General features: G+C 73.4%; 26 protein-coding genes and 1 tRNA gene. 7 read left to right on the top strand and 20 right to left on the bottom strand.

Features of this window, described 5'->3' with window-relative positions; translation table 11 throughout:
* Nucleotides 1-2: 2 nt before the first annotated feature.
* From DMP15_RS00445 to DMP15_RS00405, 10 genes are all read right to left on the bottom strand, one after another.
* Nucleotides 3-866, bottom strand: a complete 864-nt coding sequence (locus tag DMP15_RS00445; RefSeq protein ID WP_337825328.1) for a biotin-dependent carboxyltransferase family protein — start codon at nucleotides 864-866, stop codon at nucleotides 3-5.
* Complete coding sequence (locus DMP15_RS00440) at nucleotides 863-1,477, bottom strand: 5-oxoprolinase subunit B family protein (RefSeq protein ID WP_161152188.1); 615 nt, start codon at nucleotides 1,475-1,477, stop codon at nucleotides 863-865. Before DMP15_RS00440 ends, DMP15_RS00445 begins: the two co-directional genes overlap by 4 nt.
* Entirely contained in the window at nucleotides 1,478-2,083 is a 606-nt protein-coding gene (locus DMP15_RS00435) for an FABP family protein (RefSeq protein ID WP_062404071.1), read from the bottom strand.
* Between the two features lie 35 nt (nucleotides 2,084-2,118).
* On the bottom strand, nucleotides 2,119-2,289 hold the full coding sequence (locus DMP15_RS00430) for a hypothetical protein (RefSeq protein ID WP_157818430.1): 171 nt from the start codon (nucleotides 2,287-2,289) through the stop codon (nucleotides 2,119-2,121).
* A gap of 649 nt (nucleotides 2,290-2,938) precedes the next feature.
* Nucleotides 2,939-3,238 carry a DUF1416 domain-containing protein gene (locus DMP15_RS00425; protein WP_073575842.1) on the bottom strand — a complete coding sequence of 100 codons (300 nt, stop codon included), beginning with the start codon at nucleotides 3,236-3,238 and terminating at the stop codon, nucleotides 2,939-2,941.
* A gap of 1 nt (nucleotide 3,239) precedes the next feature.
* Nucleotides 3,240-4,076: a sulfurtransferase gene (locus DMP15_RS00420; RefSeq protein WP_073575843.1), complete on the bottom strand. Its 837-nt coding sequence runs from the start codon at nucleotides 4,074-4,076 to the stop codon at nucleotides 3,240-3,242.
* A gap of 34 nt (nucleotides 4,077-4,110) precedes the next feature.
* Nucleotides 4,111-4,569 carry a DUF4395 domain-containing protein gene (locus DMP15_RS00415; RefSeq protein ID WP_161152187.1) on the bottom strand — a complete coding sequence of 153 codons (459 nt, stop codon included), beginning with the start codon at nucleotides 4,567-4,569 and terminating at the stop codon, nucleotides 4,111-4,113.
* A gap of 64 nt (nucleotides 4,570-4,633) precedes the next feature.
* Nucleotides 4,634-4,708, bottom strand: coding sequence for a putative leader peptide (locus tag DMP15_RS30240; RefSeq protein WP_350662235.1), 75 nt, complete (start codon nucleotides 4,706-4,708; stop codon nucleotides 4,634-4,636).
* A gap of 69 nt (nucleotides 4,709-4,777) precedes the next feature.
* The gene (locus DMP15_RS00410; RefSeq protein ID WP_073575845.1) at nucleotides 4,778-5,209 is read right to left on the bottom strand and encodes a thioredoxin family protein; all 432 of its coding nucleotides are present in this window, start codon (nucleotides 5,207-5,209) and stop codon (nucleotides 4,778-4,780) included.
* Nucleotides 5,210-5,221: 12 nt separating this feature from the next.
* Entirely contained in the window at nucleotides 5,222-6,052 is an 831-nt protein-coding gene (locus tag DMP15_RS00405; protein ID WP_161152185.1) for an LmeA family phospholipid-binding protein, read from the bottom strand.
* A 201-nt stretch (nucleotides 6,053-6,253) separates the two neighbouring features.
* Between DMP15_RS00405 and DMP15_RS00400 the strand changes: the two genes are divergently transcribed.
* From DMP15_RS00400 to pstB, 6 genes are all read left to right on the top strand, one after another.
* A complete protein-coding gene (locus DMP15_RS00400) occupies nucleotides 6,254-7,039 on the top strand; it encodes a winged helix-turn-helix transcriptional regulator (RefSeq protein WP_062399702.1) in 786 nt (261 codons plus the stop codon).
* 16 nt (nucleotides 7,040-7,055) lie between these two features.
* On the top strand, nucleotides 7,056-7,940 hold the full coding sequence (mshD, locus tag DMP15_RS00395; RefSeq protein ID WP_161152184.1) for a mycothiol synthase: 885 nt from the start codon (nucleotides 7,056-7,058) through the stop codon (nucleotides 7,938-7,940).
* A 198-nt stretch (nucleotides 7,941-8,138) separates the two neighbouring features.
* Nucleotides 8,139-9,242: a phosphate ABC transporter substrate-binding protein PstS gene (gene pstS / locus DMP15_RS00390; protein ID WP_073575848.1), complete on the top strand. Its 1,104-nt coding sequence runs from the start codon at nucleotides 8,139-8,141 to the stop codon at nucleotides 9,240-9,242.
* Nucleotides 9,243-9,369: 127 nt separating this feature from the next.
* The gene (gene pstC, locus DMP15_RS00385; RefSeq protein WP_073575849.1) at nucleotides 9,370-10,314 is read left to right on the top strand and encodes a phosphate ABC transporter permease subunit PstC; all 945 of its coding nucleotides are present in this window, start codon (nucleotides 9,370-9,372) and stop codon (nucleotides 10,312-10,314) included.
* 1 nt (nucleotide 10,315) lies between these two features.
* Nucleotides 10,316-11,431, top strand: a complete 1,116-nt coding sequence (gene pstA, locus DMP15_RS00380) for a phosphate ABC transporter permease PstA (RefSeq protein ID WP_073575850.1) — start codon at nucleotides 10,316-10,318, stop codon at nucleotides 11,429-11,431.
* 11 nt (nucleotides 11,432-11,442) lie between these two features.
* A complete protein-coding gene (gene pstB / locus DMP15_RS00375; RefSeq protein WP_073575851.1) occupies nucleotides 11,443-12,222 on the top strand; it encodes a phosphate ABC transporter ATP-binding protein PstB in 780 nt (259 codons plus the stop codon).
* Between the two features lie 68 nt (nucleotides 12,223-12,290).
* Here the strand turns inward: pstB and DMP15_RS00370 are convergent, their stop codons facing one another.
* From DMP15_RS00370 to DMP15_RS00340, 7 genes are all read right to left on the bottom strand, one after another.
* Complete coding sequence (locus DMP15_RS00370) at nucleotides 12,291-12,953, bottom strand: phosphate signaling complex PhoU family protein (RefSeq protein WP_179761256.1); 663 nt, start codon at nucleotides 12,951-12,953, stop codon at nucleotides 12,291-12,293.
* 70 nt (nucleotides 12,954-13,023) lie between these two features.
* Nucleotides 13,024-13,224: a dodecin family protein gene (locus DMP15_RS00365; protein WP_073575853.1), complete on the bottom strand. Its 201-nt coding sequence runs from the start codon at nucleotides 13,222-13,224 to the stop codon at nucleotides 13,024-13,026.
* A 98-nt stretch (nucleotides 13,225-13,322) separates the two neighbouring features.
* Nucleotides 13,323-13,979, bottom strand: a complete 657-nt coding sequence (gene phoU, locus DMP15_RS00360; RefSeq protein WP_062399711.1) for a phosphate signaling complex protein PhoU — start codon at nucleotides 13,977-13,979, stop codon at nucleotides 13,323-13,325.
* Nucleotides 13,980-14,075: 96 nt separating this feature from the next.
* On the bottom strand, nucleotides 14,076-15,680 hold the full coding sequence (locus DMP15_RS00355) for an LCP family protein (protein WP_139282824.1): 1,605 nt from the start codon (nucleotides 15,678-15,680) through the stop codon (nucleotides 14,076-14,078).
* 784 nt (nucleotides 15,681-16,464) lie between these two features.
* The gene (locus tag DMP15_RS00350) at nucleotides 16,465-17,352 is read right to left on the bottom strand and encodes a GGDEF domain-containing protein (protein WP_253067434.1); all 888 of its coding nucleotides are present in this window, start codon (nucleotides 17,350-17,352) and stop codon (nucleotides 16,465-16,467) included.
* Nucleotides 17,353-17,505: 153 nt separating this feature from the next.
* Complete coding sequence (dusB, locus tag DMP15_RS00345; protein ID WP_337826664.1) at nucleotides 17,506-18,627, bottom strand: tRNA dihydrouridine synthase DusB; 1,122 nt, start codon at nucleotides 18,625-18,627, stop codon at nucleotides 17,506-17,508.
* Between the two features lie 108 nt (nucleotides 18,628-18,735).
* Nucleotides 18,736-19,317 (bottom strand): superoxide dismutase, encoded by a 582-nt coding sequence (locus tag DMP15_RS00340; RefSeq protein ID WP_337825327.1) that lies wholly within the window; start codon nucleotides 19,315-19,317, stop codon nucleotides 18,736-18,738.
* A 343-nt stretch (nucleotides 19,318-19,660) separates the two neighbouring features.
* Between DMP15_RS00340 and DMP15_RS00335 the strand changes: the two genes are divergently transcribed.
* Nucleotides 19,661-19,733, top strand: a tRNA-Lys gene (locus tag DMP15_RS00335).
* Nucleotides 19,734-19,745: 12 nt separating this feature from the next.
* On the opposite strand, the gene DMP15_RS00330 is transcribed toward DMP15_RS00335, so the two are convergent.
* From DMP15_RS00330 to DMP15_RS00320, 3 genes are read right to left on the bottom strand one after another with little or no spacing between them, the layout of a single operon-like run.
* Nucleotides 19,746-20,948 carry a site-specific integrase gene (locus tag DMP15_RS00330; protein WP_073575864.1) on the bottom strand — a complete coding sequence of 401 codons (1,203 nt, stop codon included), beginning with the start codon at nucleotides 20,946-20,948 and terminating at the stop codon, nucleotides 19,746-19,748.
* Nucleotides 20,948-21,136 carry a helix-turn-helix transcriptional regulator gene (locus DMP15_RS00325; RefSeq protein ID WP_062401553.1) on the bottom strand — a complete coding sequence of 63 codons (189 nt, stop codon included), beginning with the start codon at nucleotides 21,134-21,136 and terminating at the stop codon, nucleotides 20,948-20,950. Before DMP15_RS00325 ends, DMP15_RS00330 begins: the two co-directional genes overlap by 1 nt.
* Nucleotides 21,133-22,509, bottom strand: a complete 1,377-nt coding sequence (locus DMP15_RS00320; RefSeq protein WP_073575865.1) for a replication initiator — start codon at nucleotides 22,507-22,509, stop codon at nucleotides 21,133-21,135. The genes DMP15_RS00325 and DMP15_RS00320 overlap by 4 nt, the downstream gene beginning before the upstream one ends.
* Between the last annotated feature and the right edge of the window lie 76 nt (nucleotides 22,510-22,585).

Genomic DNA, 22,585 nt, shown 5'->3' with positions numbered 1-22,585 from the left:
CCTCAGCGCAGCACGGTGAACCGCACGCCCGTCCCCGGCGGGGCCTGGGCGAGCAGCGGCAGGTCGGCGCGCGCGACGACGGCGATCACCGGGTAGCCACCGGTCGTCGGACGGTCGGCGAGGAACACCACCGGCGGCCCGTGCGGCGGAACCTGTACCGCGCCGGTCACCATCCCCTCGCTCGGCAGCTCCCGGTCGCGCAGCTCCGGGAGCCGCTCCGGGGACGGCCCGTCGAGACGGACCCCGATCCGGTTCCCGTCGGCCGTCACCGTCCACAGCGGACCTGTGAGGGCGGCGCGTGGGTCGGCGAACCAGTCGTCGCGGGGGCCGGGGCGCACCCGCAGCCCGACCACGGCACCGGGCAGGGACACCGGGACCGGCCCGGACACCGGGATCCCGCCGGACCACGGGCCGACCGGCAGCTCGTCGCCGTCGGCGACCGGGCCGGGCCCCAGCCCGGACAGCAGGTCGGTGCTGCGGCTGCCCAGCGCGAGCGGCACCTCCAGCCCGCCCGCGACGGCGAGGTAGCACCGCAGCCCGCCGACCGGCGTCCCGACCGTCAGCTCGGCGCCGTCGGGCAGGTGCAGCGCCCGGTGCGACGCGGCCGGGCTGCCGTCGACGGACACCGGCGCGGGCGCCCCCGTGACGGCGACGGTCCGGCCCCCCAGGGCGCGCACCCGCAGCCCGCCGCCGAGCAGCTCCAGCCCGGCGGCGCCGTCGTCGTTGCCGACCAGACGGTTCCCCAGCTCGTACGCCGGCCCGTCCAGCGCGCCCGACGGCGGCACCCCCAGGTGTGCGTGCCCCGGACGTCCGCGGTCGGTCACCAGCGCCTGCGGCCCGGCCCGTATCACCAGCAGCGCGCTCACCGGGGCTCGAACCGGACGCGATCGCCGGGGGTGAACAGCGCGGGCGGGTCGGCGTCGGGGTCGAACAGGACCGTGTCGGTGCGGCCGATCAGCCGCCATCCGCCGGGGGAGCGCCGCGGGTAGACGCAGCTGTAGACGTCGGCGATCCCGACCGAGCCGGCGGGCACCGCGGTCCGCGAGCTCTCCAGGCGTGGCTGCCGCAGCGGCTCCGGGAGCCCCGAGAGGTAGCCGAAGCCCGGCGCGAAGCCACAGAAGTCCACCCGGTACTCCGCGCCGCTGTGCAGCGCGACCACCTCGTCGACGGACAGGCCCGCGGTCTCGGCGACGAGCGCGAGATCCTCGCCGTCGTAGGTCACGGGCAGCGTGTGGACGGTGCCCGTGACCGCCTCGCCGGCGGCCGCGTCCGCGGCCCGTGCGACCTGTACGACCCGCTCGGTGGCGGCTCCGGGCGCCACCTCGACGAGCACGGTCCGGGCGGCCGGGACCAGCTCCCGCACCTCGGGCAGCGCGGCGTCCCGCACGGCGGCGGCGACGGCCGCCACTCCGGCGGCGTCGTCGACCTCCAGCAGCACCGCCCGCCCGCCGCAGCGGCGGACCCGGACCGCGAGCAACTAGCCGACCACGCGGTGCAGGACGGCCGAGATGTGCGGCTGCATCGGCTGCCCGACCATCGCGCGCTCGTCGACGTAGGCGAGGTCGCCCTGGTTGACCAGGCCGTAGAGCCGCTTCGCAGCGGTGACCTCCTTGGCCGAGGGCGTCCGGGCGATGGCGTCGGTCTCGATCTGCCAGGACCGCATGTCGCCCCGCGGCCCGTAGTAGACCTCGACGATCCCGGTGTGGTGCGCGATCAGGACCTCGATCGAGCCGTCCTCCTGGGGCCGCCAGAAGCCGGTCTCGCGGGCGGCCTGGCGGATGATGCCGCCGTCGTCGTCGAGCAGCCAGGAGCGGGCCTCGTAGGACAGGAACGGACGGCCGTCGTGCGCCCAGGTGATCTGCTGGCCGAAGTGGAACGGGCCCTCGATCGTCGGGTAGACGACCTCGCCGGTGCCGCGCCAGGTACCGACCAGCGGTAGCAGGCCGAGGCAGGCCTCGTGCAGGTCGGGGCCCTGGCGCAGGTTGGCGGTGTCGTCGTCGACGGGCAGGTCGGGCCACTGCGGCCGGTTGCGCTGCGGGGAGTCCGGGGCCGCGTTCTCCGGACCGGTGATCGTGGTCTGCAGCTCCTCGTCGGACGCTGCGGCGGGCTCGGGGTCGGTCACGGGGTCTGCTCCTCGGTGTGGTGGTCGTCGGGGTCCCGTTCGGGATCGGGACCCGGCCCGGGCGCGGCGACGGGCTCGACGACGAACAGGCGACGGAGCAACCAGCCGGCCCAGGCGGCGGTTCCCGCGGACAGGGCGATCAACAGCCCGGTGGAGAACCAGTGCACGGCGGGCGAGTCTACTGACCTGCCACGCCGGCGCGCCTCCCCGGCCGTTCCGACGCGCGGACCGGCGGGACCGGAACGCCGAACGCCGCCCCGGCGGGACCGGGACGGCGTTCGGTGGAACGGGCGGGCGCCCTCGCGCTCAGGCGACGGTGTCGTCTCGCGCCTTCGCAGGCTCAGGCGACGGTGTCGTCTCGCGCCTTCGCAGGCTCAGGCGACGGTGTCGTCTCGCGCCTTCGCAGGCTCAGGCGACGGTGTCGTCTCGCGCCTTCGCAGGCTCAGGCGACGGTGTCGTCTCGCGCCTTCGCAGGCTCAGGCGACGGTGTCGTCTCGCGCCTTCGCAGGCTCAGGCGACGGTGTCGTCTCGCGCCTTCGCAGGCTCAGGCGACGGTGTCGTCTCGCGCCTTCGCAGGCTCAGGCGACGGTGTCGTCTCGCGCCTTCGCAGGCTCAGGCGACGGTGTCGTCTCGCGCCTTCGCAGGCTCAGGCGACGGTGTCGTCTCGCGCCTTCGCAGGCTCAGGCGACGGTGTCGTCTCGCGCCTTCGCAGGCTCAGGCGACGGTGTCGTCTCGCGCCTTCGCAGGCTCAGGCGACGGTGTCGTCTCGCGCCTTCGCAGGCTCAGGCGACGGTGTCGTCTCGCGCCTTCGCAGGCTCAGGCGACGGCGATCTCCGCGCGGTGCAGCCCCGGCCCGTCGACGACGAGCTCGGACTGCCCGTTACCCGAGCGCGACAGCGCCCGGACGGTCCAGGTGCCCGGGGCGGCGAAGAACCGGAAGTCACCCGAGGCCGAGGACACGACCTCCGCGGTGAACTCCCCGGTGCCGTCGAGCAGCCGGACGAAGGCACCGGCCACCGGGTCGCCGGCGGCGACGACGCGGCCGGCGAGCACGGTCTCCTTGGAGAGGTCCGTGTTCGGGGGCAGGGTCAGGTTCTGGTCAGGTGCGGCACACACGTCACTTCGCTCCCAGCTCGATCGGCACGCCGATCAGCGAGCCGTACTCGGTCCAGCTGCCGTCGTAGTTCTTGACGTCGGAGTGGCCCAGGAGCTCGTGCAGCACGACCCAGGTGTGGCTGGAGCGCTCGCCGATGCGGCAGTAGGCGATGGTCGCCTTGCCCTCGTCGAAGCCGGCCTCCTTGTAGAGGGAGGCGAGCTCGTCGTTCGACTTGAAGGTGCCGTCCTCGTTGGCCGCCTTCGACCACGGGATGTTGATCGCGCTCGGCACGTGGCCCGGACGCTGGCTCTGCTCCTGCGGGAGGTGGGCCGGGGCCAGGATCTTGCCGGAGAACTCGTCGGGCGACCGGACGTCGACCAGGTTCTTGGCGTCGATCGCGTCGACGATCTCGTCGCGGAACGCGCGGATCGAGGTGTCGGCCTCCTTGGCGGTGTAGGAGGTCGCGGGGCGGTCCTTGACGTCGGTGGTCAGGGTCCGGCCGTCGAGCTCCCACTTCTTGCGGCCGCCGTCGAGCAGCACCACGTCGTCGTGGCCGTAGAGCTTGAACTCCCAGTACGCGTAGGCGGCGAACCAGTTGTTGTTGCCGCCGTAGAGCACGACCTTGTCGTCGTTCGAGACGCCCTTGGCGGAGAGCAGCTGCTCGAACTGCTCCTTGGTGGGGATGTCGCGACGGACCGCGTCCTGCAGCTCGTCGGTCCAGTTGACCTTGACCGCACCGGGGATGTGGCCCCCGTCGTAGGCGGTGGTGTCCTCGTCGACCTCGAGGAACACCACCCCGTCGGTCTCCAGGTTCTCTTCCGCCCAGTCGGCGGTGACGAGGACGTCCTCGCGGCTCATGTCGATCTCTCCCGAATCGTGTGTCGTGGAACGGTCAGGACTGCGCGGCGGTGCCGCGCAGGCGGGCGAGGAGCCCGTACATCTCGCAGCCGAGGCAGAAGCCGAAGGCCGCGTTGAGGAAGGCCGCCGCGAGGGCCGCCGCCGTGGCGACGACACCGAGCACGGTCAGGCCGGACAGGTAGCCGGCCGCCGCGACGACGGTGAACACCAGCCCGACGGTCTGCGAGAAGCGGACCGGGGCGGCGTCCTCGCGCTCGGCGGGCGGACCCAGCCGGGGCGCGAGGAGGTGCCGGTACACGACGCCGTAGGGGGCGAACCGCATGCCGGCGAACGCGCCGACGGCGAAGACGACGGACTGCGCGAGTACGAGCAGGCCGCTGCCGGACAGCAACACCAGCGCCAGGACGACGGTGGTGATCGCGGCGGAGAAGCGGACCCCGCGCGGGTCGAGCCGGGGCTCGACGAGCGCGGATCCGCGGTCCGTGACGGACATCGGACTCCAGTAACCGGGGTGGCAACCTCGGCGTCGCGGGACGCCGGGGCTCAGGACACGCGGGTCAGGAGTCCAGACACAGGCAGCCGGCGAGGCGGCACAGATCGACCGTGCGGCGTCGGGTCAGCGGCCAGTTCACGGGTCCGAGCCTAGCCGACGATCCGCGCCGAGCCCAGCGGTCGGCGCCCACCGGACATCACACACGTTCTCAGCCGGTGGGAAGGGCGGCGACGAGCTCGTCGGTGCGCGGGACCCCGGAGACCCGGAGGACCTCGGCACCGCGGGCGTCGAAGACGACCGTCGTCGGGGTCCGCAGCACGCCCAGCGCCCGGGCGACGTCGACGCGCTCGGCCACGTCGACCTCCACGTGCGCCACGCCCGGGTCCGCCGCGGCCAGGTCGCCGAGGACGCGCGCGGTCTGCCGGCACGGCGCGCAGACCGGTGAGGACAGCTGCAGCAGCAGCGCCCGGCGCCCGTCCGGCCCGGTCCCGGCCAGCTCCCAGCCCGGCCCGGCCACGGCGGGCGCGCCGCTGTCGTCGCCGGAGGGCCGCAGCCGCCCCGAACGGCTGCGCAGGACCAGCCCGACGAGGGTCGCCACCAGCAGGACGACGACCAGCACCACCGCACCCGTGACGTCCACCGACGGCCCCTCTCAGCCCGCGGAGCGGGACGTGCCCGGTCCGCCGCCCACGCTCAGGTCGCGCACGGACCCGGCGATCTGCAGGACGTTGTACTCCGGAACACCGGCCGAGGTCGCGGTGACGCCCAGCGGCAGCGGACCCGGGTCGATGTCCACGGCGAGCGCGCGCAGCATCGAGGTGCGGACCGCGTCCGGCACCGGCTCGTCCGAGCCGTTGATCCGGACGTCCCGCGGGACGATCCGCATCGTGCCGTGGTCGACGAGGAGCACGGTCAGGACGGCCACCTGCGTGTCGGCCCCGTCCACCGGCATCTCCGCGACGAACCGTGCCGCGTTGCGCGGGTCGAGTCCGCGCAGCGCCGGGTCGCCGCCGGCCCGGATCACCGAGTCGATCGCGTTGGCGTCGACGGCCTCGACCGACAGCCGCGTCACCCCGGCGGCCGGCCCGCCGGCGTCGACGACCATCCGGCGGATGTCGTTCGGGCTCACCTGCACGATCCCCTCGGCCGCCGCGGCGCGGAACCGGGCGGGTCCGGGCCCGGCGAGGTCGGACAGGTCCCCGCGCAGGCCGTACATCTGTACCTGGAGCTCGGGTGTGCGCAGCGGCCCGACCGGGACCCGCTGCAGCGTCATCTCGACATGGCCGTAGCGGCCGGTCGCGGCCTGGGCGAGGACAGAGAAGCCGTGCACCTGCACACGCGGGTCCTCGGGGAGGTCGAGCCGGTCGCGCAGCGCACGGGAGACGCCCGCCTCGACCGCCGCGCCGGTGGCGAGGTCGCCCGCGACGAGCACGGCGGCCACCGCCAGGACGGTGGCGAGCACGCGACGGACGGGGCGTCCCACGACCGGGCCTCCACAGGATCGGGATACGTCCTGACCAGGGTAGAGAGCCCGGCCGCCGGCCCGGTGGGCGGCCCCGGGGCCCCGGAGCGGACCCCGTCCCCGACGGGAACGATCCAGTTCGTGGCGTGAAACCCGTCGCTCTGCGGCTGACCGTGGGGTGACGTCCCGGTATCGTCCGCGTATCGCGAGAAGGGGGAGTCCATGGAACTGCTCCTGCTGACCACGGCTCCGGATGCGGCAGCCGTACTGCCCGCCCTGTCGCTGCTGCCGCACAACGTGCGGACCGCGGCGCCCGAGGTGGCGGCACTGCTCGACGCCGGTCCGCACGACGCCGTCCTGGTGGACGCCCGTTCCGACCTGGTCGCCGCGCGCAGCCTGTGCCGGCTGCTGGGCAGCGCCGGGACCGACGCGCCGGTGATCGCCGTGCTGAACGAGGGCGGCCTGGTCGCCGTGTCCGGCGAGTGGGTGGTCGACGAGATCCTGCTCCCCGACACCGGCCCGGCCGAGGTGGACGCGCGGCTGCGGCTGTTGCGGTCGCGCCCCGGTGCCGAGTCCGCGTCCGGGGGTGGCGCGCTCGTCCTCGGCGAGCTCGTCATCGACGAGGCGACGTACTCGGCGCGGCTCAAGGGCCGGCTGCTGGAGCTCACCTACAAGGAGTTCGAGCTGCTCAAGTACCTCGCGCAGCACGCGGGACGGGTATTCACCCGGGCGCAGCTGCTGCAGGAGGTCTGGGGCTACGACTTCTTCGGTGGCACCCGCACCGTCGACGTCCACGTCCGGCGGCTGCGCGCCAAGCTCGGCGGCGAGCACGAGCAGATGATCGGCACCGTGCGCAACGTCGGCTACAAGTTCGTCCGCCCGTCGCGCGGCGGGCTGTCCGCGCCGCCCGACCAGGACGACGCGGACCCCGAGCCCGTCCCGGACCGTCGCCTGCCCGGCGCCCGGCCCCCGACCGGCCCGGGACGTGGAGCGTGGGTGCCGCGGTGACCTAGGGTCGGCGCTCGTGGACCCGCAGGAGCACTCCCGTCTCGACGCCCCCACCGTCTCCGCGGTGCAGGACCTGCTGAGGGCGGCGACCGCCGCCGACGGCGCCGAACCGCTCTCCGAGCAGTTCCTGATGCACCTGCGCCCGGACGCCCCCGCCGACGGTGTGGCGCACCTCGTCGTCCCCGGTGACGACGGAGCCGTGGCCGGCTACGCCCAGGTCGACGGCACCTACGCCGAGCTGGCCGTGCACCCCGGCGCACGACGGCGGGGGATCGGCGGCGCGCTCGTCGCTGCGGTCGAGAAGGTCACCGCCGACCCGCACGTGTGGGCGCACGGCGACCTCGACGCCGCGAAGGGGCTCGCCGCGGGCCGCGGCTACCGCCGGGACCGCGTGCTCTGGCAGATGCGCCGCACCGGTGCGGCGGGCCCGCTGCCCGCCCTGACCGTCCCCGACGGCGTCACGATCCGTGCCTTCGAACCCGGCCGCGACGACGACGAGTTCCTCCGCGTCAACAACGCCGCCTTCGACTGGCACCCCGAGCAGGGCGGCTGGACCGGCGCCGAGCTCGCCGCGCGGGAGGCCGAGGACTGGTTCGACCCGGCGGGGTTCCTGCTCGCCGTCCACGGCGGCGGCACCCTGCTCGGCTACCACTGGACCAAGGTCCACCCGGCGACCGGCGACGAGCGGGCCCTGGGCGAGGTCTACGTCCTCGGCGTCGATCCGGCCGCCCACGGACGGGGGCTCGGCACGGTCCTGACCCTCGCCGGACTGCACCACCTGCACGACCGCGGGCTGGACACCGTGCTGCTCTACGTCGAGGCGGACAACGCCCCCGCCGTAGCCGTCTACGAGCGCCTCGGGTTCGCCGTACACGCCGCGGACGTCAACTACGCCCGGTGAGACCCGGTCACCGTTCGACGACCGGTGACGGGTTCGTTCGAACGTGTGACGCAGGTCCACCCGGTCGCCGACCCTGTTCATCCCACGTTCATCTTCCGTGGGGGTGGCGTCCAACGTCGACTCCTAGCGTCTGCGGCCGAGTGGTCACCCAGACCGCCGTCCCGCAACCGGCTCGGAGCCGACTCGGAGGAAACTGCAGTGAAGACCAAGCGGCGCGCGCCCCGGGCGCGCCTGGCTGCCGTCGGTATCGCCACGTCCTGCGCACTGTTCGTCGCCGGCTGCGGTGCGGCGAACGAGGGCGGTGGCTCGGACGCCCAGGGTTCGGGCGTCACCGGCCAGATCGCCGGTGCGGGCGCGAGCTCCCAGCAGGCGGCCATGCAGGCCTGGATCGCCGGCTTCACCGGCGCGAACCCCGGCGCGACGGTCAACTACCAGCCGGTCGGCTCGGGCGGTGGCCGTACGCAGTTCGTCCAGGGGGCGGTCCAGTTCGCCGGGTCGGACGCCTACCTGAAGGACGACCAGCTGAACCAGGCGCGGCAGCGCTGCGGCGGCTCGGTCATCGAGATCCCGAACTACGTCTCGCCGATCGCCATCGTCTACAAGCTCGACGGCGTGCAGGACCTGAACCTGTCGCCGGCGACCATCGCGGGCCTGTTCAAGGGCGAGATCACGACCTGGAACGACCCCAAGGTCGCCGCGGACAACCCGGGCGTGCAGCTTCCGGCCACGGCGGTCACCCCGGTGCACCGCTCGGACGAGTCGGGCACCACCGAGAACTTCACCGACTTCCTCAACAAGGCCGCGGCGCAGGTGTGGACCGATGAGGGCGACGGCGAGTGGCCGATCCAGGGCGGCGAGGCCGCCCAGGGCACCTCCGGTGTCGTCGGCGCGGTGAACGCGGGCAACGGCACGATCGGCTACGCCGACGCGTCGCAGGCCGGCGAGCTGGGCAAGGCCAAGGTGAAGCTGGGCGACCAGAACGTCGAGCCGACCGCCGAGGCCGCCGCGAAGATCCTCGAGGAGTCCACGCGCGTCGAGGGCCAGGGCGACACCTCGTTCGCCTTCGACCTGAACAGGACCGCCACCGGCGGTGCCTACCCGGTGGTGCTGGTGTCGTACCTCCTCGCCTGCCCGACCTACCCCGACGCCGCCCAGGCCGACACCACCAAGGCGTTCCTGAACTACGTGGTCAGCGCGGACGGTCAGCAGACCGCGGCGCAGAACGCGGGCTCGGCGCCCCTCTCGGAGGCCCTGCGTGGCCAGATCACCCCGGTGATCGACCAGATCAAGGCCGCCGGCTGACCGTCGGCTTGAGTCGGATGTCATCTAGCCAGGGGCCCCGGGCCGTGTTCATCATGGACACCGAGCCCGGGGTTCCCCGGTGCCGTCCTCCCCTGCCCAGCGCACGATCGCACCCCCAGGGATCACTGTGACCACCACGGAAACGAAGCCCGAACCCGTATCGGGCAAGCCTCCGGGCCAGCTCGGTGACCGCATCTTCGCCGGTTCGGCGAAGGGTGCGGGGATCCTGATCCTGGTCGTCCTCGCCGGGGTCGCCGCGTTCCTCGTCTCCGAGGCCGCGCCCGCTCTCGTCGCTCCGGCGGAGGAGGTGCACGGTGGGCTCGCCGCCTACATCGCCCCGCTCATCTTCGGCACGGTCCTCGGTGCCGTGATCGCCTTGCTGATCGCGACGCCGCTCGCGGTCGGTGTCGCGTTGTTCATCAGCCACTACGCGCCCCGCCGGCTCGCACAGGGGCTGAGCTACGTCGTCGACCTCCTGGCGGCGGTCCCGTCGATCGTCTACGGGTTCTGGGGTGCCTTCACCCTCGCCCCCGCGTCGGTGGCGCTGAGCGTCTGGCTCAACGACTACCTCGGCTGGATCCCGTTGTTCGCCGGGCCGCCCTCGGTCACCGGCCGGACCATGCTGGTCGTCAGTGTCGTCCTCGCCGTGATGATCCTGCCGATCATCACCGCCGTCGCCCGTGAGGTCTTCCTCCAGGCGCCGAAGCTGCACGAGGAGGCCGCGCTCGCCCTGGGTGCCACCCGCTGGGAGATGATCCGGCTCGCGGTGCTGCCGTTCGGCCGCTCGGGCGTCATCTCCGGGGCGATGCTGGGTCTGGGGCGCGCGCTAGGGGAGACGATGGCGGTCGCCACGATCCTGTCGGTCTCCGGAGCGGTGACGCTGAACCTGATCAGCAGCGAGAACCCGTCGACGATCGCGGCGAACATCGCCCTGCAGTTCCCCGAGGCCTCCGGGCTCGACGTGAACGTCCTGATCGCCTCCGGCCTCGTGCTCTTCGTGATCACGCTGCTGGTGAACATGCTCGCCCGTTACATCGTCGAGCGCCGCCGCGACTTCTCCGGAGCGAACTGAGATGTCCACCGGAACCGAACGCAACCGCACCGACACCGAGGTACCCGTGACCAGTACCGGTCTGGAGACCCCCGCCGCGACACCCACGGTGCTGCGCCGTACGGGAAGCCTGCCGAACTGGGCCCCGTGGGCGGTGCTCGTGGCTTCCGCGGTCCTGATGGGTGGGCTCGTCGCACTCCTCGGCTCCGGTGTCGGACTCTGGGTGGTGTCGACCGCCGTCGTGTACGCGGTCGCGACCTATGTCGTGTCCCGGGTCGTCGAGGGCGGTCGCCGGGCCACCGACCGTCTGGTCACCGTCGTGGTCACCACGGCGTTCCTGCTGGCCATGCTGCCGCTGGTGTCGGTCCTCTACACCGTCGTCTCCGAGGGCTGGGCACGGTTCGACGCGACCTTCTTCACCCAGTCCATGCGCGGCATCGTCGGTGTCGGCGGCGGTGGTCTGCACGCCATCCAGGGCACGCTCATCATCACCGGGCTCGCCGCCCTGATGTCGATCCCGATCGGCATCCTGACCGCGATCTACCTGGTGGAGTACGGCAACAACTCGCGCCTGGCGCGGGCCATCACCTTCTTCGTCGACGTGATGACCGGTATCCCCTCGATCGTCGCAGGCCTGTTCGCCTACGCGCTCTTCGCGCTGCTGCTCGGGCCCGGGGTCCGCTTCGGGTTCGTCGGTGCGGTCGCACTGACCGTGCTGATGATCCCGATCGTGGTCCGCTCCACCGAGGAGATGCTGAAGATCGTCCCGAACGAGCTGCGTGAGGCCGCCTTCGCCCTCGGGGTCCCGAAGTGGCGGACCATCCTGAAGGTCGTCATCCCGACCACCGCCGGCGGTATCGCGACCGGCATCACGCTGGCCGTTGCCCGGGTCATCGGCGAGACCGCGCCGCTGCTGGTCACGGTCGGTGCCGCTCTCGGGATCAACCTCAACCCGTTCTCCGGGCCCATGGCGACGCTGCCCGTCTTCTCGTACTACTCCTACGCGGTGCCCGGCATCCCGCGTGAGGCGTTCATCGACCGGGCGTGGACCGCGGCCCTGGTGCTGATGCTCATCGTCATGGTGCTGAACATCCTCGCCCGCGTCATCTCCCGTATTTTCGCCCCGAAGACCCGATAAGGACTCCCGACATGGGCAAGAGTGTCGAAGCCAAGGACCTGAACATCTACTACGGGGCGTTCCTCGCGGTCGAGGGCGTCAACATGACCATCAAGCCGAAGACGGTGACGGCCCTGATCGGCCCGTCCGGCTGTGGCAAGTCGACCTTCCTGCGGTCGATCAACCGGATGCACGAGAACATCCCCGGCGCCCGTGTCGAGGGCCGGCTCGAGCTCGACGGCCAGGACCTCTACGGCGCGAACGTCGACCCGGTCGGCGTCCGCCGCCAGATCGGCATGGTCTTCCAGCGGCCCAACCCGTTCCCGACGATGTCGATCTACGACAACGTGATCGCCGGGATGAAGCTCAACAACAAGAAGGCCTCGAAGTCCGAGTTCGACGACACCGTCGAGCGGTCGCTGCGCGGTGCGAACCTCTGGAACGAGGTCAAGGACCGGCTCGACAAGCCCGGTTCGGGCCTGTCCGGTGGTCAGCAGCAGCGGCTCTGCATCGCCCGCGCGATCGCGGTGCGCCCGGACGTCCTGCTGATGGACGAGCCCTGCTCGGCGTTGGATCCGATCTCCACGCTGGCGATCGAGGACCTGATCAACGAGCTGAAGAACGACTACACGATCGTCATCGTGACCCACAACATGCAGCAGGCGGCGCGGGTCAGCGACTTCACCGGCTTCTTCAACATCGAGGGCACCGGCAAGCCCGGCAAGCTGGTCGAGCTCGACGAGACCAAGACGATCTTCTCCCAGCCGAAGCAGAAGGCGACCGAGGACTACGTGTCCGGTCGCTTCGGCTGAGTCCCCGCAGCACGACGACGGCTCCGGCCCCCTCAGGCGGGCCGGGGCCGTCGTCGTCGCGGGTGGGGTCAGAGCGCGGGTAGCTCGTCCACGGTGCCGCCGGTGACGGCGTAGACGATGTGGTCGGCCAGGTGCACGCAGTGGTCGGCGTAGCGCTCGTGGAAGCGGGCCAGCAGCGCGGCGTCGACGGCGGCGGGCACCCCCGCGGTCCAGTCCGGGCCGAACATCAGCTCGAAGACCTGTCGGTGCAGGGCGTCGACGACGTCGTCGTCGTCACGCAGCTCGGCGGCGAGGACGACGTTGTGGGTACGGAGCGCCTCGACGGCCTTGTCACCCATGGCTGCGACCCGGGCCCCGTAGTCGCGGAACAGCGGGCGGGCCTGCTCGGCGAGCACCGCACGGTCCGCGTTGCGAACGACGGTGGCGGCGACGTGCCGGGCCAGATCACCCATCCGCTCCAGCTGCTGGGCGCACCGCAGGGCGGTGATCACGGAGCGCAGCGGCGCGACCATCGGCTGGTGGATGTTCATGGTCTCGACGGCGAGCAGCTCGATCGCGTCGCGGTGGCCGTCGATGACGGGGTCGCGGGAGACGACCTGCTCGGCGAGCCGGGGGCGGTGGCACAGGAGCGCCTCGGACGCGTCGCGGAACGCGGAGGCGACGAGCGGACCCATCTCGTCGAGCATGGACCGGAGCTGCGTCAGGTTGTCGTCGAGCGTCTCCCTGCGCATGGCGACGACCTTAGATCGGAGTCCGTGGCCGATTCGGCCCGGGACCGGTGAACGCTCGGTGAACGCCGGGTCAGGCGGCGCGGGACCGCAGGCCGACGCGCAGGCCGACCCGGAAGCGCTCGGTGGAGCCGAGGACGGTCGATCGGACCCCGGTCACCTCGAACCACTCGAGGGCGTGTCCGGCCCGGCTCATGCCGTCCCGGATCGCCGCCTCGACGCTCTCGTCCGAGGTCCCGACGACCTCTGTGACGACGCAGCCCGCGTGTTCCATGACGCAGACGTGCCCTCGGCGTCGCACCGTCAAACTCGATCGGTCGGCCGTTCGCCGAGCGGGGTGTATCGACTACGTCGAACGGGGCAACAACACCCTCAGACAGCGAGCGGACCGGGCATCTGCCCGGTCACGACGTACACGATCCGGCGAGCGACGGCGACGGCGTGGTCGGCGTACCGCTCGTAGAAGCGTGCGAGCAGTGCGACGTCGACCGCGGCGGACACCCCGTGGGTCCAGTTGCGGTCCATCAGCACGGTGAACATGTGCTGGTGGATGTCGTCGACGGCGTCGTCGTCCGCCTCGAGCTCGTTCGCCGCGTCCAGGTCACGGGTCCGGATGACCCGACCGGCCTTCTCCGCGAGCTCCACACCGACCCGGCCCATCTCGGCGAAGTACGACTTCACCTCGTCGGGCAGCACGGTCTGCGGGTGCCGGCGACGGGCGGCCTGGGCGACGTGCAGGGCGAGGTCACCCATGCGCTCGATGTCGCCCGCACCGTGGATCGCGGCGACGACGACCCGCAGGTCGGTCGCGACCGGCGCCTGCAGGGCGAGCAGGCCGAAGGCCCGGTGCTCCGCGGCGGCACGGACGTCGTCGATCTTGATGTCCTCGGAGATGACCTGCTCGGCGAGCTGGAGATCGGCCTCGAGCAGCGCTGTCGTGGCGCGCGCCATGGCACGTGCGACGTCGTCGCACATGTCTGCCAGGCCGGAGGCCAGCTCGTCCAGCTGCTCCTGATAGGTGTCGCGCATGTCCCGAGCCTAGGCCCCCGGACGGGAAGGTTCAGCTGCAGCGGGTGAACCCGCCGTGAACGCTGGACGACATCCCCCGTTCGGGGTATGGGCGTGTCAGCCGCAGTCGGCGTCGTCGGAGGGGACGGCCTGCACCGGGGCCGCGTCGCCGGCCCCGACGACGAGCTCCAGCATCCGGCTCCCGGTCGGGTCCGGGACCGGCCGCGCGCCGGGCAGCGCCTCCACGAGCGTGCCCGCGGCGTCGGTGTTGTCGGGGGAGTAGCGGACCTGCGCGCCGGGTGCGGCCGGACCGGGCGTGACGGTGCCGATCTCGTAGCCGCGTTCGCGCAGGTCCGCGGCGATCCGGTCGGCCGCTCCAGGGCGTCCGGTCGCGTCGACCAGGTCCACGACGGTGCCCGGCGCCGGGGCGGCCGCGGACCGGGAGGCCGGCGCGGTCGCGCTCTCGGGCAGCGGCTCGTGCTCGCGCAGCGCGGAGAACAGGGTGCGAGCCTCGGAGCGGCGCAGCTCCAGCTGGCCCCGCGTGTTGGGGGCCTCGGTGACCGGGACCGACAGGAACACCGGGGTGTCGGCGTCGCCGGCGGCGCCGGACCGTGCGAGCCCGCGGGCGAGGGTGAGGATCTCGCCGGCGTCGACTCCGTCCGCCGACAGCGCCGACGACACCCCGGCCGCGGAGCGGCCCGGGGCCCCCGGGGTCAGCAGCGACGCGGTCGAGAGCGCGTCGCCGAGCGCGGCGGCGAGCACGCGTTGCTGGCGCCGGACCCGGTTCGCCGGGGAGCTGTCCGCGGTGCCCGCGGCGGAGGCGAACCGGACCGCGGTGGGCCCGTCGAGTTCCACGGTGCCCGAGCCCTCCACGACCGGGCCGAGCACCGGGTCCACGACCGGACGCTCGGTGCAGACCTCGATCCCGCCGACGGCGTCGACCAGCTGCGGGGTCCCGGCCAGGTCGAGCGCGACGACGCCGCTCATCGGCATGCCGGTCAGCTGCTGGACGACGCCGACGCTGCAGGCCGGGCCGCCGACGTCGTAGGCGGTGGCGAAGGCGGTGCGGGACTCAGCGGGCACGGTGTCGCCGTAGGTGCCGGTGGTGGCGTCGAAGCGCCGGCACGGCGGCCGGGACACCTCCAGCGTCGCGGGGATCGACAGGGTGACGGCCGGGCCGCCGCCCGCGGGCCGGTGGACCAGGACCGCCGTGTCGGTGCGCGCGGACTCCGCGGTGCCCGCGCGGTCGGCCTGCAGACCCAGCACCAGGACGTTGCGGTCGCCGGCCTGGACGTCGGCGTCGAGGATCGCGTCGCTGTCCCTGGCGAGGGCGGCGACGTCGCGGACGCCGTCGTGCACCTCGCTGCGCCCGGCGAACCCGTAGGCGGTGGTGACCAGGACGAGGATCGCGGCCGCCGCTGCGCCGATCCGCAGCGCGCGGGCGCGGGCGTCGAGCCGGGCCGGTGGCGGGGTCTCGCCCGGTCCCGGCTCCGCGACCCCGGGAGCGTCCGCCTCCGGCGTGGGCTCCTGCGCCGTGGTGGTGTCCTCGGCGGGCGGGTCGTCCCGGTAGCGACGACGACGGCGGCGCGGCACCAGCGCGTCGAAGACCTCGGTGACGCGCGAGTCCGCGGCGCCGCGGCGGGCGGGCCGCGGCGGCGGCACGCCCGCTCCGGTCTCGGTGTCGCCGTCGGTCGCACCGCTCCGGGGGGCCCCGGCGCTCACGGCGTCGCCCGTGTTCCGGCCGGCTCCGGTGCTCCGGGGGGCCCGGGTGTCCGGACGGGCTGCGTCGGGCGGGGTCTCCCCGGTGTCCGCGGTCGGGCGGGCTGCGGTGGTCGGTGTGGTCCCGGGGGTACCGCCCCGGGTCGCCGGGGTGGCCCCGGTGCCGGCGCCGATCCGGGTGGCCGGGGTGGAGGAGCGCGCGGTCGTCGGGGCCGTCCCCGGGGTGCGGGCGGGCCGGCCACCGGGCGTCGCCGGACGGGCGGTGCCGCCCGCGGGCGGCACCGGGGTGGTCCGCCCCGGGTCGCCGTCGCGCGGGCGTTGCGGCGCCGGCGGCTCACCGGGACGGCGGGGTACGGGTCCGCCGCGCACGCGTCGCACACCGGTCGGGGGGACCGGTCCCGGCGGCGGGGCGTCGGCGGGCCGCGGCTGCGGGCCGGAGGGGTGGGTCCCGGTGACGGGCCGCGGCTGTGGCCCGGAGGGGTGGGTCCCGGTGGCGGGACGGGGCTGCGGGCCGGAGGGCTGCACGCCGGGGCGCCCCTGCGGGCCCGACGGGTGCGCTCCGGGCGGCGGGACCTGCGCCCCGGGAGGGCCCTGCGGCGCGGGGGGCGCGGGCGGGCCCGCGTCGTCCGGGCGCCGACGCGTACGCCGGGGCCGGCGCACCTCGTCGTCGCCGTCCTGCACCGGGCCTCCTCGTCGCGACCGCCGGAGCGGAAGCGCGTGACGGGCGCGGCGTCGGGGGAGCGCGCCCTTCCGGGATCGTGCGGTCGCGGGGACCGCACGGAGGATCTTATTCGGCCCGGTTCGGCGCGGGTGGCGCGGGGCGCGACGCGCCCTGCTCCGGTTGGGGGATCGACCGGCGTCCGGATGCCGGGCCGGCGAGGCTCACCCGGCCGTCGGCGTCGCGGTGGGCGACGGCGTTCCGGCCCGCCTGCTTGGCCGTGTAGAGGAGCACGTCGGCTTCGGTGACGAGGGCCTCGACGTCGTCGTCGCCGGGACGGGACCGGGCGACGCCGATGCTGATCGTCATCCGCAGGTCGGGGTGCAGGTCGCTCCAGTCGTGCGCGGCGACGCTCTCCCGGGCGGTCTCGCAGGCCGCGACGCCCTCCTCGGCCGTCAGCCCGGGCAGCACCAGCGCGAACTCCTCGCCGCCGTAGCGGGCGCAGAACGCCCCGGGCGGCAGGGCCCGGCCCAGCTCCAGCACCATCCGCTGCAGGACCCGGTCCCCGAACGGGTGCCCGTGGGTGTCGTTGACCAGCTTGAAGTGGTCGATGTCGGCGAGCGCCAGGCAGACCGGCAGGCCCGTGCCCGCGGCGAGCAGGTCGATCAGCCGCTCGTCGAGGTAGCGGCGGTTGTACGACGCCGTCAGGCTGTCGCGGCGGCTCTGCTCACGGGCCTCGGCGTGCTCGCGGCGGAGCCGGTCGAGCTCGTCGGGGGGGCTGGGGGCGTTGAGGCCGTGCAGGAGCCGGACGGCCTCGCGCAGGTGCAGGTAGGCCTGCTCGTAGCGACGGTGCTCCGCGAGCCGCTCGGCGGCCGCGGTGTGCAGGGCCGCGCGGGCCGCGGGGGAGGCGGGGGCGACGTCGTCGCCCGGCGTGTCGGGTCCGGGAGCGGGGGGCGACGGGTCGAGACGGCGTGCGGACCGCACGAGCCTGCGCACCGTCCATGCGGTGTCGGTCATGGTCCACCTCCCCGTCGTCGAGCCGTTCGGCCACTGGGACTGTTCATCGGTGACACCCCCGGGACGCTTGAGGCGTACGGCGAGTCGGCACCCGTTCGGCGCCCTGGTTCCCCCGGGTCGGGGTAACGCGTGTTCGCCCCGGGGTCGCCGTGATCAACCTCCGGAGTGCTCCACGTCCGCCCCGAAGGGGATCGACGGGTCGTCCGGGTCGTCGAGCCAGTGCTCGGGCAGCACGACGCGACCGGGTGACCCCTGGCGCCCGCGCGGACCGTCGGCGTCGGCCGGGAACGGCTCGTCCGGGTCCAGCCCGGACAGCAGCTCGTCGAGGTGATCGATCGACTCCACCATCCCGAGGCTGCGCCGCAGCTCCGGGCCGACCGGGAAGCCCTTGAGGTACCAGGCGATGTGCTTGCGCACGTCGCGGATGCCCTTGTGGTCGCCCATGTGCTCGCACAGCAGCACGGCGTGCCGGCGCAGCGTCGCGGCGACCTGGCCCAGGCTCGGCGGGGCGGGCAGCTCGCGGCCGGCGAACGCGGCCTCCAGGTCCCCGAACAGCCACGGCCGGCCCAGGCAGCCCCGGCCGACCACGACGCCGTCGCAGCCGGTCCGGGCGACCATGTCCAGGGCGTCCTGCGCGGAGAAGATGTCACCGTTGCCCAGGACCGGGACGTGCGCCGGGACTGCGTCGCGCAGCCGGGCGATCTCGTCCCAGTCCGCGGTGCCGGAGTAGCGCTGGGCGGCGGTGCGGGCGTGCAGCGCGACGGCGACGGCGCCCTCGTCGACGGCGATCCGCGCGGCCTCGAGGTGGGTGTGGTGCTCGTCGTCGATGCCGATGCGCATCTTCACGGTGACCGGGCGGTCCCCGGCGCCGGTGACCGCGGCCCGCACGATCCGGCGGAACAGCTCCCGCTTGAACGGCAGCGCCGCCCCGCCACCACGACGGGTGACCTTGGGGACCGGGCAGCCGAAGTTCATGTCGATGTGGTCGGCCAGGTCCCGCTCGACGATCATCTCCGCGGCCCGCTGCATCGACACCGGGTCGACGCCGTAGAGCTGCATCGAGCGGGGGTGCTCGTCCGCGTCGAAGGCGATCATGCGGAACGTCAGCGGGTTCTTCTCGACCAGCCCGCGGGCGGTGATCATCTCGCAGACGTAGTAGCCGGCGCCCTGCTCACGGCACAGGCGGCGGAACCCGGGGTTGGTGATGCCGGCCATCGGCGCGAGCACCACGGGGGTGTCGACCTCGAACGGGCCGATGCGCAACGGCGGCAGCACGCGGTCACGGCGGGCGGGGGTGTCCGTCCGCGCGTCGCGGACGCTGTCCAACACGGTCACGCCCACCAGTGTCCCAGGCCCGCGTGGCGGCGCCGACCTGGGCGTCGGTCAGAAGTCGACGGTGACGCAGCCGGGGCGTCCGCCCGCGGTGCCGGCGTGCCCGGCGTGGGTGGCGGTCGGCTTCTCGTGGAGGACGACGGACTCCGCGCGCCGGTCGTCCGGGAAGGCCCACGGGACGGTGCTGGTCGACTCGCCGGTGCCGTTCGCGTCGGTGGTCACGTCGAGCCAGATCTCGTTCATCGGGTTGGCGTACGACGGGTCGACGCTCGGCGTCACCGGGTCCTCGGAGAACTGGTAGTGCGGGCCCGCGTCGGCGCCCGCGGCCGCGGTGCAGGGCTTCGTGTGCGCGTGCGCGCCATAGGTCCGGTTCGGCACCAGACCGCTCACCCGCAGCGTGGTGACGGTCGAGCCGTCCTGCTCGGCGCTGGTGACCTCGACGGTCGAGCCGGCCGGGACCAGCGCGGCGTCGTAGGTGTGGGCGGGTCCCTCGCCGCCCTGGGCGAACGTCGCGGAGACCCGGGTCGCGGCGCTCTGTGACTGCTCGCCGTCACCGCTGCCGCCGCAGGCGGTGAGGACGAGCGCAGCGGCGCCGAGCAGGGCGATCGAGGCGACGGAGCGTACGTGGATCATGCCGACGATGATCGTTCGTCGGGCTGGGGTGGGCACTGCGAGATCGGACATCGAGGCAGGTTCCACCGGTTCGTGTGGCGGCCACGCCCGGCCCCCGTACCTCCCCGCAGGCGGCCCCGCGGCCCGCACGTGCCCGCGACGCCGTCCGGCCCGCCCGGGAACCGCTCTGAGACAGCGGATCCGGTCGTTCGGTGGGGGCGCAGCGGTGAGCGACACCCGACACGGTGATGGTGTCGCGACGACGAGATGCCCGGTTGCGGACGGTAAGATGGCGTCCGGTTCGCCACGACCGGCCGGGGGTAACCGGTGGCGGGCCGGGCCCGGGGTGTCCGGGGTCGGTCAGGGGCCTCTAGCTCAATCGGCAGAGCAGCGGACTTTTAATCCGCGGGTTCGGGGTTCGATCCCCCGGGGGCCCACATTCTCCCAGGTCACGAGCCTGACTCCTCGGAACCGTCAAGATCCACCCCCGGATTACCCCCGGGATTGCTGAACACCTCCAGGACTCCGGCGGCCCCGGTCTGGGCGACCTTGCGGCCGAAGTAGTTGTCCTGGGTCATCGAGATCTTGGCGTGCCCGAGCTGGTCGGCGGCCTGGCGCGCGGTGAGGCCGGCCTCGTCCATGAGAGTCGCCACTGTCTTGCGGTAGACGTGGGAGGTGACCCACTCGTACCCGGCGGCGTCGAAGATATTTCGTAGGTCCGACTGGGTGTTCGACGGGTCCCGCAGCCCACCGTGCGGCGCGGTGAACACGACCTCCCACTCGTTCGGCACGCTCGCGGCACGTCGACGACGAAGCATCGCCACCGCCCAGCCCGGCAGCTCCAGCGTGCGGAAACCGCTCTTGCTCTTCGGCCGGGGCTTGATCGTGAGGCCCTGGCCCTTGATCCGGACGACGGTGCCGCGGACCTCGACCGTCGCGGCGTCGAGATCGAGCGACGGCCAGGTGATGGCGGCTGCCTCACCGATACGCAGGCCGGTCGAGAGCATGAAGTCGGTGAAGTCGACCAGGTCCCATTCCCTGGCCTTCGAATTCGCGCTGATCCTGCCCCGGAGGTCGACGGCCTGAACCACGGTCAGTGACCGGGCGGACGAGGTGGTGTTCTCGATCCGGCCGACGTCGCGCACGAGATTGCGGTCGAGCGCGTCGTGACGGACCGCCAGGCCGACGAGACCGCTGAGCACCGTGCGAGTGGTCTTCGCGGCACCGGCCCCGTACCGGTCGTGGACCTCGACCACCAGGCGATCGAGACGGGATACGGTCAGCTCACGGACCCGCAGCATGCCGACGCCCTCGCGGACGTGCCGGTCCCAGCGGTAGCGGTAGGCCTCGGCAGTCGTCGGTGAGCGCTTGCCCAGCCGGACGGCGCGGTCCATCTCGGCCAACCACAGCTCCCCGAGGTCGCGCACGGTCGAGTCGCGGGTGACCTCACCACCCCGGGAGACCCGGCCGCGGTCGCGTAGGGCCAGCCGCAACGCGTTCTCGGCGCCGGACCGGCTCGGGCCGGTTCGCTCGACGTCACGCACGACCCCGTCGTGATCGCGGTAGCTCGTCCGGGCGCGGTAGCGCTTCTGCCCGAGCTGGTAGACGCGGATGCGGCCGTGCGTGCCGATCGGCAGGGGAGGGCGTGCCATCAGGCCACCTCGTCCCGCAGCGACGCGACCCACTCGCGGACGTCGTCGGGGATGTAGCGGACGTGCTTGCCCATCCGCCGGCCCCGGGGCCCGTAGCCCTGGCAGCGCCAGCGGTAGAGCGTCTGGACGGGGATGCCGAGGTACTCGGCGACATCCTTGACGCCCCACAGCTTCTCGATCCCGTTCATGAGGTCCTCCCGAGGTGTGTGCGGTCGGTGCTGCGGGTCTGGCGTTGCTCGCGTCGTCGTTCGGCGATGCCGAGTGCAATCTCTCGTTCGGGGTCGTTGCGGTGCCCGATGTGGACGACGGCCCAGTCGTTGACCACCAGCACCGATCCGGGGTCGGCCGGGGTGTCGAGGGCGGCGAGGGTCTCGCCGAGCCGGTAGGTGCGCCGGTCCCCGCGGATTGCACCGAAGGTGGTCGAGTAGGCGCGGGATTTGGTGAGGAAGTGGCCGCGGAACCCGAGCATGTGCGCCCAGCGGCGCAGGTTCAGCCCCTCGTACTCCTCGCGGCCGCCGAGTTCCCACGCGGTCTCGATGAGCCTGCGGTGGTGCGGGGTGATGTCGAGGTGGTCGAGGTGGGCGATGTCGCGGATGGGCCGGTCGGTGGCCTCGGACTTGCCGGTGCCTTTGGTGGCGTACTTGGCGACGTAGGCGGCCAGGGCTGAGTCGGTGATCTCGCCGTCGTCGTTCTCCAGCGAGGCCGCGGTGGTGCTGGTGATGGGCCGGATGTCGACCTGCGTCCCCCAGGCGAGCGTCTGCGGGGTGCCGTCGGGCCGGTCGACGGTCAGTGACACGTCGTGTGCTGCGTCCCGGATAGCGGCGTGGAGCGCGTCGGCGGTGATCCCGGCGGGTGGGGCGGTCCAGGGTCCGTCGGGGCCGTCGAGGCGGATGACGGCGTGGAAGTGGACCAGTCCGCGGCGCTGGTACTCGGCGACCTTGGCGTAGGACAGCCGGGCGTGGTCCCGGAAGTCGCGGACCCGGACGCCGAGGATCTGTGCGAGCAGGCGCCGCAGCCGGATGGCGAACCGGTTCCACAGGACCCCGGAGTGGGCCTGCCAGAGCACCGCGCCCACGTAGTCGTGGGTGTCGGGGTCGAGGGCGCAGCCGACGCGGGGGTCGTCGCGGTGGTGCTTGTCGCCGCAGCGGCAGGGGATGACGAGGCCTCGGGCGGTGACTCGGCGGGTGTGGACCGGCCCGAATGAGGGCGCGGTCAGGGTGACGAACAGCCGCGGGTGGGCGGCGGCGGTGTCGGGGACGCCCTTGCCGCCGGTCATCCCGGAGCGGAGGAGGTGGTAGGCGTCGGAGGCGTAGCGGTCCGAGCAGGCCGGGCACACCGACGCGCGTCGGTTGCCGCACGGGGCGAGGATGTCGCCTTCCCGCTCAGCAAGGACGGTGCCGGTGGCACGGTCGTAGATCCGCGAGGAGCCGGTCAGGTGGATCGGTGCGGCGCAGCCGCCGATGGCGGTGACCTCGCGGCGCCAGGTCTGGAAGCCGTCGGAGCGCAGCAGGTGGGACAGGTTGTGGTCGTGCTGGTCGGGCGTGGTTGTGGCAGCCGTCATCACGGCATCCCTCCGGGGGACGAGTGAGTGGGTGGGGTGGCGCCGGCCCCGCCGGGAGCTGGTCTCGTCTGCGGCG

The sequence above is a fragment of the Pseudonocardia sp. UM4_GMWB1 genome (genome assembly GCF_017312155.1).
Lineage (GTDB): Bacteria > Actinomycetota > Actinomycetes > Mycobacteriales > Pseudonocardiaceae > Pseudonocardia > Pseudonocardia alni.
This window is presented reverse-complemented; position numbering and strand designations above follow the sequence as displayed.